Below are 14,159 nucleotides of genomic sequence, written 5' to 3' on the forward strand. Positions count from 1 at the left end.
GGGATGACGACGTCAAGGAAGACGAGGGCCCGGCTCGGGATGCTGCCGCTGGCCGTGACGGTCCTGCTGGCGGCGGGGTGCGGAACGCAGCGGGCAGGGGACGACGGCGACGCCTCCGGCCGTACGCGGCCCACCCCGACCGGCGTCCCGACGCCGAGCGCACCGGCCGACTTCCCCTGCCCCGGCGAGAGCCCCGAGCCGACGGCGGCCACGGCCACCGCCACCCCCCGCCCCACCGCGCCGCCGACCGACCACTACGCCGAGAACCACGGCTTCAGGGATCCCATCCCGCTCCACGGCCGGAGCCGCTGCGAGGGACTCACTGCCGTCGGACGCGTCAGGAGTGCCCTCGAACCACTGCGTCGGCGCGGCGACTTCGCCCCGGACAGCGTCCGCGAGGCGCTCACCGGCGCCGGCTACTCCGCCGGGAAGGTGCGGACGTACCGGAACGGGTCCGGGGTCGGCTTCCTCATCGTCATCGGCGCCTCCCCCTGGTGTGTGGAGGGCACGATGAGCGGTGACTCCACCCGGGCGGACGCCTTCGGCGGCTACCCCGACGGCACCGACTGCGAGCCCCCGAGCGGCGGCCACTGACCCCGGTCGCGGGTCCGGGTCACCGTGGGGTCGGGTGCCGGTCCGGCGCGTCGAGTGCGTCGAGTGCGTCGAGCAGGCGCTCGGCGTCGGCGGGGATGGACAGGGCCCGGTCGGCGAGGTCGGCGGGGACCTCCGGATGGGTGGGGTTGACACGTATGAGGCGCGCGTGAGGGGTGTGCCGGGTGAGGTGTTCGCCGGGCCACCGGATGACGCCGGGCGTGTTGAAACCGGCGCCGATTTCCAGGATGACCAGGCGGGTGCCGGCGCCGGGCGTGCTCAGCCAGCTCTGGAGACGGTCCCCGGCGGGACGGTAGGGGGCCTCGATGAACTCGGGGCCGATACGGACGTTGATCTGGACCTCGCCGCCGCAGTTCGGGCAACGGGGCAGGGCCTGGGGGTCGGTGACGGCGCCGGTGGCCGGGTCGTACGCGGCGAGGAGGCGTTCGACCAGTGGTCCGCTGTCCCAGGTGGCCTGGGTGCAGGGCGTGCTGCACTGGTAGCGGCCGTAGTCGCCCTGCGGAGTGAAGACGCGGTCCGGGGCGAAGCCGTTGCGCGCGAACAGGCCGTCCACGTTGGAGGTCATGACCCAGTGCTCCGTGTCGCCCACGAGCGCGCGCAGCCGCTGGTAGAGGGGGTTGGGAGCGGGGTCGTAGCGGATGTCGTCGATGTGGACGGCCCAGTAGCCCCACAGCAGGGCCGGGGGCAGCGGCACGCCGACCATGTAGCGCGAACGCAGGCCGAGCCGGTGCAGGGCCGGGAAGAGTTCCCGGAAGCGGTCGACGTCGCCGTAGTCGTATCCGGCGGCGGCGCTCAGTCCGGCCCCGGCGGTGACCAGCACCCGGTCGGCCGCCCCGAGCCAGGAGCGGACCGTTCCGGCGGCGTCTTCCAGGCTGGATTCCGGTTGGTTCATCAGGGCCGGGTTCCTTCGGTGAGGGCGTGGACGTAGGCGGCGTGGTCGTCGTCCCCGTACACGTTGAAGATGACGCGGTCGAGCCGCCCGGGGTGTTCTTCGAGCCAGTCGGCCACGGTGTCCAGGGCGGTACGCGCGGCGGGCGTCCTGGGGTAGCCGAAGACCCCGGTGCTGATCCCGCAGAACGCGATCGTGCGCAGGTGGTCCACCTCGGCCGCGAGGTCGAGGCAGGCGCGGTAGGAGGCCGCCAGCGCCCGTTCGTGCTCCGGGAGCAGGGGGCCGTCGACGACGGGGCCCACGGTGTGCAGGACGTAGCGGGCGGGCAGGTGGTAGCCGCGAGTGATCTTGGCGGTTCCCGTCGGTTCCGCACGGCCGCCCCGCAAGGACATGACCGTGTGGCAGTCCTCGCGCAGGCGCGGACCGGCGGCGCTGTGGATGGCGTTGTCGACGCACGGGTGCAGCGGGAGGAAGCAGCCGAGCAGGGCGCTGTTGGCGGCGTTCACGATCGCGTCCGCGCCGAGGGAGGTGATGTCGCCCTGCCAGAGCACGGTGTGACCGGCCGCCGGGTAGGTGGTGTGGGGGAATTCCTCGGCGAGCAGGGGCAGCCGGGTCGCGTCCGTGAGGGGCCGGGCAAGCCGCTCGCTGTCCAGCAGGGCGTCCAGCGCCCGGGTCGTCTCCTCGGGAAACGGCCCCGGGGCGCGCACCGTCAGGACCGCGCGCAGGAGCCGCCGTGCCCGCGCGTCGTCGACGCGGCCGGCCTCCTCGCCCCGCAGCCCGATGCGCGTCCAGGCCGGGTCGTCGGCGAGCAGCCGCAGCGCGTCGCGGACCAGGTCGGACCGCCGCGCGCGAGCGGAGATCGCCGGGGCGGGCCGGAACGGCGCGTCCAGGGCGATCCGGGTGCGGTAGGCGGTCAGCGGCAGGGCGGCGGGCACGGGGTTCTCCTGCGGGGGTGCGCGGCGGGGTCGGTCAGAACAGGCCGTTGGTGTGGGGCAGTTCGGCCGGGACGGGGGCGATGACGTCCCAGTGCTCGACGATCCTGCCGCCCTGGACGCGGAAAAGGTCGTAGTACGCCACCGGCACCCCGAAGACGCCCTCGGACTGGAGCAGCACGAACTCGCCCTCGGCGATGACCTTGTGGACCTTGGTGTACACCAGGTTCTTGCCCTGCTCGGCCCACTTCGCGGCAGCGGCGCCGAACCCGTCCAAGCCGTCGGCGGCCTCCGGGTTGTGCTGGGCGTAGGTCTCGGTGGAGATGTAGTCGGTCAGCACGGAGTAGTCGGCGCCGACCAGGACCTTCCGCGCGAACTCGGTGACCAGGGCGCGGTTGGCCTCGGTCTTGTCCACGTCGGTGACGTCGGTGGGGCCGTCCGTCTGCGAGCGGCCCGAGACCGTGTTCTCGACCAGCGGGGTCAGGGCGTCCCAGTGCTCGGCCAGCTTGCCGTCGTCGTCGACGCGGAAGATGTCGAAGCCGACCAGCGGCTCGGGCCCGAACCCGTGGTAGATGCCGTGCAGGGCCACGAGGTTCCCGTCCGCGAGGACGCGGGCGCCGTCGTAGCGGAAGTCGTCGGCGAGGCCGGCGACCAGCCCGCGCAGGGCCTCGGGGCCGTCGGCGGCCAGGGCGCTGTGCTGCGTGTAGTCGGCGGACACCCAGCGGTCCACCGCGCTCGGGTCCTTCTTGCCGAACAGCTCGGTGGCGGCGGTGACGACGATGCTCTTCGCGTCGCTCATGGGAGATCTCCTTGCATGTCACAGGTGGGGAAGGGCGGGGAGGGGAGGGCGGAGTCAGGACGACGCGGTGGCCGGGTACTGATCGAGCGGAGCGGCCCTCGGTGTACAGGCCGGCCGCGACAGCCCCGCACCCCTCTCATGACCGCTTTCCGACAGCTACGTCGGCCCTGAAGGGCGACACTTCAAAGCTAAGCGGGCTGAGCAGCAGGGACTGATACCCTCACGACTACCGATGGCCAAAAACCGACACGATGGCATCCGGGAGATCCCGGAGATCCCCTTCGTCGCGCCCGTGGGAACCCCGGCGGGGGTCGAGGTGCTCTCCCTGAGCGACCTGCGCCACCGCATGCCGAGCAGGCACCTCGCGTTCCCCCAGCGCCCGGACTTCCACCACCTGCTCACGCTCGGCCACGGCACGCTGTCACACACGGTCGACTTCGCCGCCTTCGCCCTCGACCCCGGCTCCTGGCTCTGGGTACGCCCTGGCCAGGTCCACCAGTGGGGCGACCTCACCCACGCCGAGGGCACCCTGATCCTTTTCCGGCAGGACTTCCTCGACCCGGCCACCACCGCCGCCGCCGAAAGGGACTCCCACCCGTCGGTCCTGCACCGCCCGCTGCCCGACGACGCCGCGGCCCTGGGCATGGCCGCCGACCACCTCACCGCCGAATTCCACGCACTCGGACAACTGCCGCTGGAGATCCACACCGCGGCCCTGCGCCACCTGCTGTCCGTCCTCGTCCTTCGCCTCGCCCACCTCACGGTGCCGGCGGGCGGCCCCGCCTCCGAACCCCACCCCGCCTATCTGCGCTTCCGCGACGCCGTCGAGAAGGACTTCACCCACACCCGCCGCGTGGAGGACTACGCCGGCGCTCTCGGCTACTCGGCCCGTACGCTCTCCCGCGCCACCCTCGCCACGGCCGGCCTCGGCGCCAAGGAGTTCATCGACCGCCGTGTCGTCCTCGAAGCCAAACGCCTGCTCGCCCACACCGACCAGACCGCCGCCCGCATCGCCGGCCACCTCGGTTTCCCCAGCGCGACCCACTTCGGCAAGTACTTCCAGCAGCGCACCGGACAGACCCCGATCGCCTTCCGCGACACTGTCCGTGGCCATGCCCAGCGGTGAACCGCGCAGCGACCGACGGCGCCGACCTGCCGGGTCCCGTGACGGCCGACCGACTTCGAGCCGGTGGACGACGGGACGAGGACAGGCCGGCGCCTGGCCCGCTACGCGGCGGGGGTGAGTTCGGCGCGGCCGAACAGGAGGGCGTAGCCGGTGGGGAGCCGGCCGAGGACGCGGGTGATGAGGTCGGGGCCGGCGTGGGCGGCGACGGCGGAGAAGACCGATCCGGTGTCCCAGCGGGTGGTGGCGAGGGAGGCACCGGTGCGGGTGGCGAGGTCCTTGACGAAGGCCCAGCCGGTCAGCGGCCGGGGGTCGGGTATCTGCGCGGTGAGGACGCGGGCGGCCTCCAGGGGCAGACAGGCGGCGAGATCGACGCGTTCGTCGCCGGCCAGCTGGCGCCCCAGCCCCGCGAGGACCAGGCGAACGGCTTCGTCGGCCCGCTCGCGGGTGGGATAGGCGCCTTCGTAGCGGACCCTCTCCAGCATCTGCTCATACGCCGTCCCGTACGGCTGCTGGTGCGCGAGCGGTACGCGCGCGTCGGAGATCACTGCGGTGCATGCCTTTCGTGGAGCGAGGATGGGTGGGGCGGTGCCGGGGTGCGGCACCACCCGGCACGGTCAGGTGGGCTGGGGGCGGCCGAAGAGAAGGTCGTAGCCGGCGGGCAGCTGGAGCAGGATCTGGCCCAGCAGTTCCTCGCCGGCGGCGTCGGCGACGGTGGACAGCACGGCGCCGACGTCCCAGGCCGCGGTCTGCTCGGTGGCGCCCTCGATCCACGCGGCGGCCGCGCGGACGAACCGCTCAGGGGGCAGCGGCTCCGCGCTGCGCAACGGGTTGAGCAGGATCAGGGCGAACGCCTCGGGCAGGCGGGCCGCCAACTGGGCGCGGACGTCGCCGACCAGATGCGCGCCGAGGAGGGCGAGCACCACACGGGCCGCGCGCTCGGCTTCCTCCGGAGTGTCGTACTCGCCGCGTTCCTGCACATGGCCGAGGAACGCTTCGCGTAGCAGAGTCATCTCGGCCGCCGCCCCTTCTTCTTCGAAACTGCCCGACGGGGGGTGCGGAGAGCGGGATGAGGGGGAGATCAGGTGCCCGCCCTCCGCACTCGTCCGGCCGGTGTCAGCCGGAGATCTCCTTGCGGCCGGATCCGACGCCGATGGAGATCTTGCGGGGCTTGGCGCGCTCGGCGATCGGGATGCGCAAGGTGAGCACGCCCGCGTCGTAATCGGCCTTGATGTGCTCGGTGTCGAGGGTGTCGGCGAGCACGATCTGGCGCGAGAAGACGCCCAGGGGCCGCTCGGACAGCTCCATCTGCACGTCGTCGGCCTTCGCCACCGGCCGGCGCTCGGCCTTGACGGTGAGCATGTTCCGCTCCACGTCGATGTCGATCGCGTCCGCGGTGACGCCCGGGAGGTCGAAGGCCACCACATACTCGTCACCCTCGCGGTAGGCGTCCATCGGCATCGGCGACGGCCGGGACCAGGTCCCCGGGCCCATCAGCTGCTGCGCCAGCCGGTCCAGCTCACGGAAGGGGTCAGTGCGCATCAACATCGTGAAAACACCTCCAGCGGTTCAGGGCAGTTGCTGCCAATGCGCCTCAGGCACTGTTGTACCATGTCGTCCAATGGATGACAAACAAGAATGTCGTCCATCGGATGACACCGATGACACCCGAGGGAGGTGCCCGTGACCGCAGCCGACCAACCGCCCACGACCAGCCCGAACGCCCAGAGCCCGGCGTCGTTCCTCGCCGCCGCGGCGGCCCTGAACGCCATAGACGACGCCCTGCGCGACGCCCAGCGAGAGTCCCCGGACACGCCGGAGGATCCCGGTCCCGGGCCGGAGCAGGCGCTGGCCACCTTGATGCTGCTGCGGCAGGTGCGCGAGCGGCTCGCCGGCTGGGAGACCGGCCTGATCGAAACCGCCCGAGACGCGGGAGCCAGCTGGGCCGACCTCGCCCATCCCCTAGGCGTCGCCAGCCGTCAGGCCGCCGAACGCCGCTACCTTCGCGGCCGCCCCGGTGCCGCCGGCACCACCGGCGAGCAACGTGTGACAGCCACTCGCCAGGCCCGGGCCGCCGAACGCACCACCGCCACCTGGGCCCGCGCCAACGCGGCCGACCTGCGCCGCCTCGCCGGCCAGATCACCGCCCTCGCCGACCTTCCCCCCGCCGCCCGCCGCCCGCTCGACGAGCTGCACGCCGCCCTCGCCCACGACGACCCCGCCGACCTCGTCGCCCCCCTGACCGCGGCCCGCCCCCACCTGGCCGCCGCCCACCCCGGCCTCGCCGCCCGGCTCGACGCCCTCACACCCCCCTGAGCCCCTCCGTTCGCTCTTGCCCGCCGCTTGTACCCGCGGACCTGGAGTGAGTGGGACGATGTCCGGGATTCGGTTCTCCGCCAAGGGACTTGGGGTGCGGGGACGGAGCACGGGCGGAGCCGGACCGTTGCGTGATCGGGCGGGAGAGACGGAAGGTGGCACGACGTGGATCCGATTTCTGTGACGCTGCTCGGGGCGCTCGCCGGCGGTGCCGGCGGCGAGCTGGGACGGCAGGCGTGGGCGGGGCTGACCGCTCTGGTGCGCCGCCCGTTGGAGGGAGACCGGGACGCGTCCGGCCGGGCACCGGCCGCCGGCTCCGGGGAGGCGGAGCTGGTCCGGCTCCGGGAGGCGCCCGGGGACGTGGCACGTGCCCAGGCACTGAGCACCGCCCTGGCGGTGCGCGCCGCGCTGGACGCCGAGTTCTCCGGCGCCCTGCGGGAGTGGCGTGCGGGGGCGGAGCGGGTGCCCACCGGTGACAACCGGAACACGGTCAGCGGCGGCACCCAGTACGGACCGGTGGTGCAGGGCCACACCTTCTCCCACGTGTCCTTCACCACCTCCGCTCCCCCTCCGCCGGATCCCGGAGCGGAGTGAGGACGCACGGCGGTGGGACACGCCCGGTCTCCCGCCGTGAGAAAGCACGTGCAACCTTGTGAGGAGGTTGTGAGTCTCCTGATCGATCACGCCGTGATCGGATCCACGAGGAGACCATCATCAGCGCCATACACAAGACCCTGACCACCGTCGCCGTAGCCGGTGTCGTCCTCGCGGGCTCCGCCGCGTGCGGGACGATCGAGCAGCTCTCGGCCGGCAAGAAGCTCGACCAGGCCTTCGAGAAACTCGGCAAGAAGAATCGAATCTCCTTCGAGCTGGACCTGGACACCGACGTCGCCTCGCTGAAGGCGCTGGACGCCGAGTCCGATCCCGAGCCCGGTGACGAGATCCCGGACGAGGCCGCCGAGTTGCTCAGCGGCGCGAAGATCAGCGTCACCGTGCAGTCGAGGAAGCCGATCGAGGAGTCCGGGGAGAAGGACCTCGTCGGCACGGCCCTGAAGATCAGCGGCCCGGAGGGCGACCTCATCGAGTACCGGGTGATCGGCGACTACACCTACATCCGTACCGACACCGACGCCGTCGGCAAGATGACGGGCAGCCCCGTACCGACCGTCGAGGACCTGCCCCCGCAGGCCGGGGCGCTCAAGGACATCATCGAGGGCAAGTGGGTGAAGTTCGACACCAAGGAGATGGAGAAGGCCGCCGCCGACGGCCAGGAGGCCGAGGACAGCCCCGCGCCCGCCCCGTCCCTCGACGCCAAGACCCAGAAGAAGCTGGTGAAGGCCCTGCGCGAGGTCATCGCCCGTGAGGTGCGCTTCAAGACGGCCGGTGGCGAGGACGACACCGAGCACATCACCGCCACGGCCCCCTTCCGCACGCTGGTCACCGAGTTGCTGGACGAGATCCGCCCGCTGGCGAAGGATCTGCCGCCGGGCATGGAACTGCCGACGAAGAAGGACCTCAAGGACGCTCCCGACGCCAAGGCGACCGCGGACTTCACGCTCAAGAACGGTGAGCTGGCCGCGGTGGACGTGAACCTCGCCAAGCTGGCCGAGAGCGCCAAGGTCAAGAAGCTGGGGCTGAGCCTGCGGATGAGCGACGGCACCAAGCCCACGGCTCCGGCCGGCGCCAGGGAGCTGGACCTGAAGGAACTCATGCGGGGCTTCTTCGCCGGCGCGGGGCCGGACGGCGCGGAGTTCGACGAGGGCACCCCCAGCGACTTCAACGGCATCAGCGACCAGGAGTTGCCGAGGGACGAGTTCTGAGCGCGCCGAGCACGGCCCATCCGGCGGACGGGTGCCGGATGGGCCGCGTCGGCGGCTTCTCGAAGCGGCGACCCGGCAGCCCTGCGACCCGGCAGCACGGCGGCTCGGCAGCACGGCGGCTCGGCAGCACGGCGGCTGCTCCTGCCTCCGGGAGCCGGAGACGCCCGGGCTGCTGCCGGTGCTCGCCGGGGCGGCCTCGCACCGCCGCGCCGACCGGTGTGGTCACAGTCCTCATGGGGTCTGCGGATCCTCGGTGAACGCGCTGACCAGGCCGTGGGGCGCGTCGTCGCCGAAGAGGAGCCCGTGGAGCCCGGCGCCGTCGACGGCGGCTTCGGCGCTACGGGGGAACAGGGCCGCCTCGTACTCGGTGAGGGCGGCTTCGACGTCGTCGGGGTGCGCGGCGATGGCCTCGCCGAGCTCGGCACCGTCGTACATGGCCAGGTTGGCGCCTTCCCCGTTCGGGGCCGAGAGGTGGGCGGCGTCGCCGAGCAGGGTCACCCCCGGCACCCTGTCCCACCGGTGCTCGTGCGGCAGCGCGTTGAGGGGGCGCGGCACCGGCCCGGAGTCGCAGTCGGTGATCAGCGCGGTCAGCTCCGGTGCCCAGCCGTCGAATTCCCGCGCGATCCGCGTGCGGGCCGCGGCGGTGTCGGTGAAGTCGATCGCGGCGAACCACTCCTGCGGCCGGGTGAGCGCCACGTAGGTGTGCAGGGTGTCGTCCCTCTCCCGGTGGGCCTGGATGCCCTTGCCCGGCGCGAGCGCGAGCATCGACCCGCCGCCCACCGCCTTCGCGGCGGCGGGGTGCCGGGTGTCGGCGTCGAACAGGTAGGTCTCGACGAACGACATACCGGTGTACTCGGGTATCGCGGCGGAGAGCAGCGGCCGTACCCGTGACCAGGCGCCGTCCGCGCCGACCAGCAGGCCGGTGACGACCGTGCCGCCGTCGGCGAAGGACACCTCGTGGCGGCCCTGCCCGAGGGAGCGGGTGCCGCCGACCTTGCGGCCCCATCGGACGGTGCCGGCCGGGAGCGAGTCGAGCAGCAGTTGCCGCAGCTCGCCGCGCTGCACCTCGGGGCGTCCGCCCGTGCCGTCGTCGGGCTGGTCGAACAGGACGGTCCCGTCCCGGTCGAGGACCCGCATCGCCTGACGGCCCGCCAGGACGAGGCCGCGGAACTCGTCCAGCAGCCCTGCCGCCCGCAGGGCCGGCTGGCCGTTGTAGTCGTGGATGTCGAGCATCCCGCCCTGGGCGCGGGCCGTCGGTGAGACCTCCGCCTCGTAGACCGTGGCCGGTATGCCGTGGACGTGGAGCACGCGGGCGAGGGTCAGGCCTCCGAGCCCGGCGCCGATGATCGTGACGTCAGCGGTCGTCATGGTGATTCCTTGTGTGTCGGAGCGTGTCGTACGCCTGCCGGACGGGCATCCGGCGGGATCTCCGGAAAGGTCCCAGACGTCGCCGACAGACCGCCGACAAGCCGGCGACGCGCCGCCGACACGGTCGCCGGCATCCGGCCGACAGCACCTCGACATGTGAACGGTGACATGTGAACGGTGACATGTGCCGCCGAGGGTCCGGTGTGTCCGGCAGCGGGGTGGCTCCGCCGCCGGATCATCCATCACCCGAGGTCAAGACCGTTCGGTGCGGGTCACGCCCAGAGGTCCCCGCTCGCGCAGACGCGGGCGCCCATGTTCCGCTCCATCATCCGCAGGGCCGCCTGGGCGAGGTCCGCGTGGATGTGCGCCACGGCGTCTTCCGGGACCGTCACGTCGTAGTGCCGGATGTGTGCGTCGAGTGCGGAGTACAGCACGCACTGCTCGGTCACCTGCCCGGTCAGCACCAGCTCGTCGACGCCCTGTTGTTGCAGCAGGTAGTGCAGTGGTGTCTCGTAGAAGATCGAGTGCCGGGCCTTGAGCACGAAGAGGGAGTCGCTGTCGGGTTTCAGCGGGTCGACGAGGTGGGCGTGCGGGCCCTTCAGCGCGTGATCGAGTACCTCACCGTGATGCGAGCGCCACTCACCGAAGTTGTCGTTGACGTAGACGACCGTCACCCCACGGCTCCGGGCGCGCCCCAGCATGTCGGCCAGCACGGGGACGACCGATTCCGCCGAGGGGATGAGTTGCTCGGCGTCCTTGTGGTCGTACGTGTTGATCATGTCGATGACGATCAGCGCTGTCTTGCTCATTCCACCAGAGTTCCACTGATGGGGCGGGAGGCAACTCGTGAGTCACTCCTCGTGATCCTCATGCTCCTCACGCTCCTCACGTCCTCATTCCAGTGGATTCGAGCCAGGAGGCGACGCGTCTCACGCACCGCGCGACCGGCCGGTTCTCAGACTCCGTCAGGACTTCGAGCACAAGAGGACGTTTGTACGAGCGCGGACGGTAAACACGAGGAGCTAACACAACCTTTACACGACGAGACGGAGCGGCAACATGGGCATCATCGCGTGGATCATCATCGGCCTGCTCGCCGGCGCCATCGCCAAGGCCATCATGCCGGGCAAGGACCCGGGCGGCATCATCATCACCATGCTCATCGGCATCGCCGGAGGTCTGCTCGGTGGCTGGCTCGGCAAGGTCATCTTCGGTGTCGACTCGGTGGACGGGTTCTTCGAACTCTCCACGTGGATAGCCGCGATCGTCGGTTCCCTCATCCTGCTGGCCCTCTACCGCGTCATCACCGGCAATCGCCATTCGCACCGTCACGCGTAAGCCCTGACACCGCACGCGTCCAGGACCCTCCGAATGGCTCCCACCCTGGTGCACAGGGGGGAGCCGTCGGTGTGTAAGGACCAGGGCGATGAGGCTCCGTGGGTGAGTGGGTTGGGGCGTGTCGATGTCGACGCCGCAGGAGTGGCGTCGACCGGGAAGTCCCGGGGGTGCCAGGATCAGCGCTGTGACGAGTGGAGGGGAAGGTGAGGGGGTTGAGCCATGACCTCAAGGCAGTGATCGCGGGCAGCGGTCTGCTGGCCGCGATGGCGAGCGGCCTGTCGTCGGCTCGCGTCGTAGATCTGAAGCAAGGTCTGGCGTTGCTGCCGATATCCGATGCCTTGTCGGATGCGGTAGCCGATGCTGATCGCCCCCGTCGTACCGACTTCTGGAGCCTTCCGCCCGGCTTCGACCTTGTGCTGGCCAAGTGGTCGAAGCAAGGCCCCGTCGCCTATGTGGAAGCCGAGTACTTCGGAGGTGTCGGCGAGGAAAACGTGGCGGTCTGGTGCGACGGGCAGCTTGTCCTGGGACCGCTGCACCTTGTCGAAGGTGAGTTGCCCTCGTCCGAGGGCAGTCCGGTTTGCCGGGCTCTACGCGTACTCGGTGTCCGTCCTGGTGAACGGGAGGACGAATTCACGGCGGTGGGCCTGGGCAGGCATCGGAACGTCGAGGGATGGACTGGCGTGCCGACGTGAGTGTCGCGGGCATCCGCGTCATTCGTCGGCTCCGCGCGTGCGGGGGCGGGGTTGGGGATGCCGAGGTCGGCCCGAGGGTGCGTCGCCGCTGTGATGCCACCGGCCGGGGTTCACTACGGGGCCGCGGTCGTGGTGGCCGTGGAACTCACGGGGAGCCTCACCCTCCGTGGCCCTGTCCCTCGTCCCAGGCTGGCCGAGCAGCCAGAGCAGCCGTAACCGGCGCGGCAGCCCGTACGGGCAACCACGCCCGGTGAGCGGGCTGCGATCGCCCAGCGCCGATCGCGCAAGTACGCGGTCACCGGCTCCGCTTGGCTGCCGAATCCGTTGATGACGAGGTACGAGGACGCTGCCCCTCTGCCGGAACGACTGTGGGGACCACGGCCGCGGCGGTACGGCGTTCACCGTTTCCCGCCGCAGCCGCGGTCCCCACAGTGGTGTCAGCGGCGCCCCAGGGGCGTCCGGTCATCTCCACGCCTGGCGGGAGAGCAGCGCGCCGGCGAGCATGCCGTCGGCGGCACCCGGAACGGGACCGGCCCGCTCACGGGCAGCGTGCCGAACGCCCCTACGGTGTCACTTCCTCCCGCGGCACGTCAGCCATACGACGGCGGCCGCCGCGGCGACCGCCAGCAGCACACCGCGGTTGTCCCGGGCCAGGCGGGCGCCCTGCGCGGTCTGGTTCCGCACCGGGTCGGGCAGCTTCTCCTGCACGCGGGACGCCGTCTCGGCGGCCTTGGCCTTGACCTCCCCGGCCTTGGCCACGACCTCCTCGGCGACCTCCCCCGCCTTGGCCGCGACTTCGCCGGCCTTGACCGCCGCCTGTTCCTTGATCTCCACGGCCTTCTCCTGGGCCCGGGCCTTGACGTCGGTCCTGGCCGCGAGCGCCTCCACCGTGTCCCCCAGCTCGTGACGGGTGCGCTCGACCTGCTCGCGCAGTTCCTCCGGGCTCTGGGCGGTGGGCTCGTCGTGAGGCGGCTGGGTCATCGGTGTGCACTCTCCTTGATCTCGGCCACGTCGGCCTTCACGTTCTCCATCGTCTGCTCCGGCGTGGGCGGGGCGGCCTGGGAGAATTCCTTCTTCCCCGTCAGCACCATGACGGCGGCGACCGCGCCGAGGGCCGCGGTCACGATGAGGCCCGCGGCCCACACCGGCAGTACCACCGCCAGCGCGGCGATCACCGTGGCCACCAGGGCCTGGAGCATCAGGAACCCCACGAGGCCGGCACCGCCGAACAGTCCACCGCCCTTCCCGTACCGCTTGCCCTTCTCCTTCATCTCCGCCTGCGCCAGGCGCAGCTCGCTCCGTACCAGTGCGGTCAGTTGCTGCGAGGCGCGCTGCACGAGCTCGCTCACCGGCTCCGATCCCGCCGTCCGCTGGCCGGAACCTTGATGCGGCTGCGTACTCGACGGCATGGCGATCACCTCCTGTCTTACTCGCTTCTTCCGGCAGGAAGGCGCCGCGAGCGCCATCCGGTGAGCGCGCGGGTACCCCGAACAACGCAGTTCAGGACAGTGATTTCGAGCTTTCCCGTCCCTGCCCGGCCGGACCGGTGCCGAGCGCTCACGCGGCGTCGGAGTGTCGCCGGCCGGTCCGGGTGCGCGCGGGGGATCCCTGCCTGCCGCCCTGGATCAGGCGCAGATGCCGGGGCTGGGCGTGGCGGGGTCGTTGCGGGGCGCGGGTCAGCCAGTCCTCGACGCGGTCCATGCCGTAGAGCAGTACGGCGACGACGGGCAGCAGCAGACAGGCGACGATGACCACGGTGGGACTCCCTCCCGGCAGGCGATCGCTGACGGGTGCCCATGCCGGTCCCGGTCACCGGTCCGCCCGCGTGAAAGTCCGGTGTGCCTTTCCGACCGTGTGCCGCCGTGTGCCGCCGTACGCCCCCGCTCGCCGCCGTGTGCCGGACGGCTGGCCGTTCGGGCGCGGGGATGCCGGCTGGCCGTTCGGGCGCGCGGCGGTCCACGCCGCCCGGATCCGCCCAGATCGCCACCCTCATGCTCGACGACGTCGACCTCGGCAACCGACGGCTGACCATCGCCGGACGCGTCCGCCCGCTCGACGACCTCACCGTGAAGCTGCTGCTGGACTGGCCGGAGCACCGGCGCGGACGGTGGCCGAACACCGCGAACGACTCACCGACGGCCACCTCACGCACCGCGACGAAGCGTGAGACCAAGCCCGGACGCGGACGACAACGCACACCCTCAATCACCGCTGACGATCCGGAGCCGTGGAGGACCGAAATGCCGACCGCTGCAAAGGCATGAAACGGG

19 protein-coding genes are annotated in these 14,159 nt (G+C 71.6%); 8 read left to right on the plus strand and 11 right to left on the minus strand.

Going from position 1 to position 14,159, the window contains the following annotated elements:
* Positions 1-3: 3 nt before the first annotated feature.
* A complete protein-coding gene (locus IF37_RS0115585) occupies positions 4-594 on the plus strand; it encodes a hypothetical protein (RefSeq protein WP_030742251.1) in 591 nt (196 codons plus the stop codon).
* A gap of 19 nt (positions 595-613) precedes the next feature.
* On the opposite strand, the gene IF37_RS0115590 is transcribed toward IF37_RS0115585, so the two are convergent.
* From IF37_RS0115590 to IF37_RS0115600, 3 genes are read right to left on the minus strand one after another with little or no spacing between them, the layout of a single operon-like run.
* Entirely contained in the window at positions 614-1,504 is an 891-nt protein-coding gene (locus IF37_RS0115590) for a hypothetical protein (protein ID WP_030742253.1), read from the minus strand.
* Positions 1,504-2,436 (minus strand): macro domain-containing protein, encoded by a 933-nt coding sequence (locus tag IF37_RS0115595; RefSeq protein ID WP_030742255.1) that lies wholly within the window; start codon positions 2,434-2,436, stop codon positions 1,504-1,506. The genes IF37_RS0115590 and IF37_RS0115595 overlap by 1 nt, the downstream gene beginning before the upstream one ends.
* Positions 2,437-2,470: 34 nt before the next feature.
* A complete protein-coding gene (locus IF37_RS0115600; RefSeq protein WP_030742256.1) occupies positions 2,471-3,232 on the minus strand; it encodes a nuclear transport factor 2 family protein in 762 nt (253 codons plus the stop codon).
* A gap of 232 nt (positions 3,233-3,464) precedes the next feature.
* Here IF37_RS0115600 and IF37_RS0115605 point away from each other — a divergent pair, with 232 nt between their 5' ends.
* Positions 3,465-4,358: an AraC family transcriptional regulator gene (locus tag IF37_RS0115605; protein WP_030742258.1), complete on the plus strand. Its 894-nt coding sequence runs from the start codon at positions 3,465-3,467 to the stop codon at positions 4,356-4,358.
* Between the two features lie 101 nt (positions 4,359-4,459).
* Here IF37_RS0115605 and IF37_RS0115610 read toward each other — a convergent pair whose 3' ends face one another.
* From IF37_RS0115610 to IF37_RS0115620, 3 genes are all read right to left on the minus strand, one after another.
* On the minus strand, positions 4,460-4,903 hold the full coding sequence (locus tag IF37_RS0115610; protein ID WP_030742260.1) for a DUF2267 domain-containing protein: 444 nt from the start codon (positions 4,901-4,903) through the stop codon (positions 4,460-4,462).
* 69 nt (positions 4,904-4,972) lie between these two features.
* Entirely contained in the window at positions 4,973-5,368 is a 396-nt protein-coding gene (locus IF37_RS0115615) for a DUF2267 domain-containing protein (RefSeq protein WP_030742262.1), read from the minus strand.
* Between the two features lie 103 nt (positions 5,369-5,471).
* Positions 5,472-5,903 (minus strand): Hsp20/alpha crystallin family protein, encoded by a 432-nt coding sequence (locus IF37_RS0115620; protein ID WP_030742264.1) that lies wholly within the window; start codon positions 5,901-5,903, stop codon positions 5,472-5,474.
* A gap of 135 nt (positions 5,904-6,038) precedes the next feature.
* Between IF37_RS0115620 and IF37_RS0115625 the strand changes: the two genes are divergently transcribed.
* The 3 genes from IF37_RS0115625 (at position 6,039) to IF37_RS0115635 (ending at position 8,491) form a co-directional block, all read left to right on the plus strand.
* On the plus strand, positions 6,039-6,671 hold the full coding sequence (locus IF37_RS0115625) for a hypothetical protein (RefSeq protein WP_030742266.1): 633 nt from the start codon (positions 6,039-6,041) through the stop codon (positions 6,669-6,671).
* A 165-nt stretch (positions 6,672-6,836) separates the two neighbouring features.
* Complete coding sequence (locus IF37_RS0115630; RefSeq protein WP_030742268.1) at positions 6,837-7,265, plus strand: hypothetical protein; 429 nt, start codon at positions 6,837-6,839, stop codon at positions 7,263-7,265.
* A gap of 368 nt (positions 7,266-7,633) precedes the next feature.
* The gene (locus IF37_RS0115635) at positions 7,634-8,491 is read left to right on the plus strand and encodes a hypothetical protein (RefSeq protein ID WP_367647075.1); all 858 of its coding nucleotides are present in this window, start codon (positions 7,634-7,636) and stop codon (positions 8,489-8,491) included.
* A gap of 231 nt (positions 8,492-8,722) precedes the next feature.
* Here IF37_RS0115635 and IF37_RS0115640 read toward each other — a convergent pair whose 3' ends face one another.
* Together IF37_RS0115640 and IF37_RS0115645 are read right to left on the minus strand one after the other, a co-directional pair.
* Complete coding sequence (locus tag IF37_RS0115640) at positions 8,723-9,859, minus strand: NAD(P)/FAD-dependent oxidoreductase (RefSeq protein WP_030742273.1); 1,137 nt, start codon at positions 9,857-9,859, stop codon at positions 8,723-8,725.
* Between the two features lie 272 nt (positions 9,860-10,131).
* Positions 10,132-10,668, minus strand: a complete 537-nt coding sequence (locus IF37_RS0115645) for a cysteine hydrolase family protein (protein WP_030742276.1) — start codon at positions 10,666-10,668, stop codon at positions 10,132-10,134.
* A gap of 250 nt (positions 10,669-10,918) precedes the next feature.
* On the opposite strand from IF37_RS0115645, the gene IF37_RS0115650 reads away from it, so the two are divergent.
* Positions 10,919-11,197 carry a GlsB/YeaQ/YmgE family stress response membrane protein gene (locus IF37_RS0115650; RefSeq protein WP_030742279.1) on the plus strand — a complete coding sequence of 93 codons (279 nt, stop codon included), beginning with the start codon at positions 10,919-10,921 and terminating at the stop codon, positions 11,195-11,197.
* 212 nt (positions 11,198-11,409) lie between these two features.
* The gene (locus tag IF37_RS0115655) at positions 11,410-11,889 is read left to right on the plus strand and encodes a hypothetical protein (protein WP_030742282.1); all 480 of its coding nucleotides are present in this window, start codon (positions 11,410-11,412) and stop codon (positions 11,887-11,889) included.
* Between the two features lie 570 nt (positions 11,890-12,459).
* Here the strand turns inward: IF37_RS0115655 and IF37_RS0115660 are convergent.
* The 3 genes from IF37_RS0115660 to IF37_RS39455 form a co-directional block, all read right to left on the minus strand.
* Positions 12,460-12,870, minus strand: coding sequence for a DUF3618 domain-containing protein (locus IF37_RS0115660; protein WP_030742284.1), 411 nt, complete (start codon positions 12,868-12,870; stop codon positions 12,460-12,462).
* Positions 12,867-13,298, minus strand: coding sequence for a phage holin family protein (locus tag IF37_RS0115665; protein WP_173456837.1), 432 nt, complete (start codon positions 13,296-13,298; stop codon positions 12,867-12,869). The genes IF37_RS0115660 and IF37_RS0115665 overlap by 4 nt, the downstream gene beginning before the upstream one ends.
* Positions 13,299-13,446: 148 nt before the next feature.
* On the minus strand, positions 13,447-13,644 hold the full coding sequence (locus IF37_RS39455) for a hypothetical protein (protein WP_037856576.1): 198 nt from the start codon (positions 13,642-13,644) through the stop codon (positions 13,447-13,449).
* A gap of 236 nt (positions 13,645-13,880) precedes the next feature.
* Here IF37_RS39455 and IF37_RS43620 point away from each other — a divergent pair, with 236 nt between their 5' ends.
* A complete protein-coding gene (locus tag IF37_RS43620; RefSeq protein WP_173456835.1) occupies positions 13,881-14,153 on the plus strand; it encodes a hypothetical protein in 273 nt (90 codons plus the stop codon).
* Positions 14,154-14,159 lie beyond the last annotated feature (6 nt).

Origin of the sequence: Streptomyces sp. NRRL S-31 (assembly GCF_000718775.1) — a bacterium.
GTDB lineage: Bacteria > Actinomycetota > Actinomycetes > Streptomycetales > Streptomycetaceae > Streptomyces.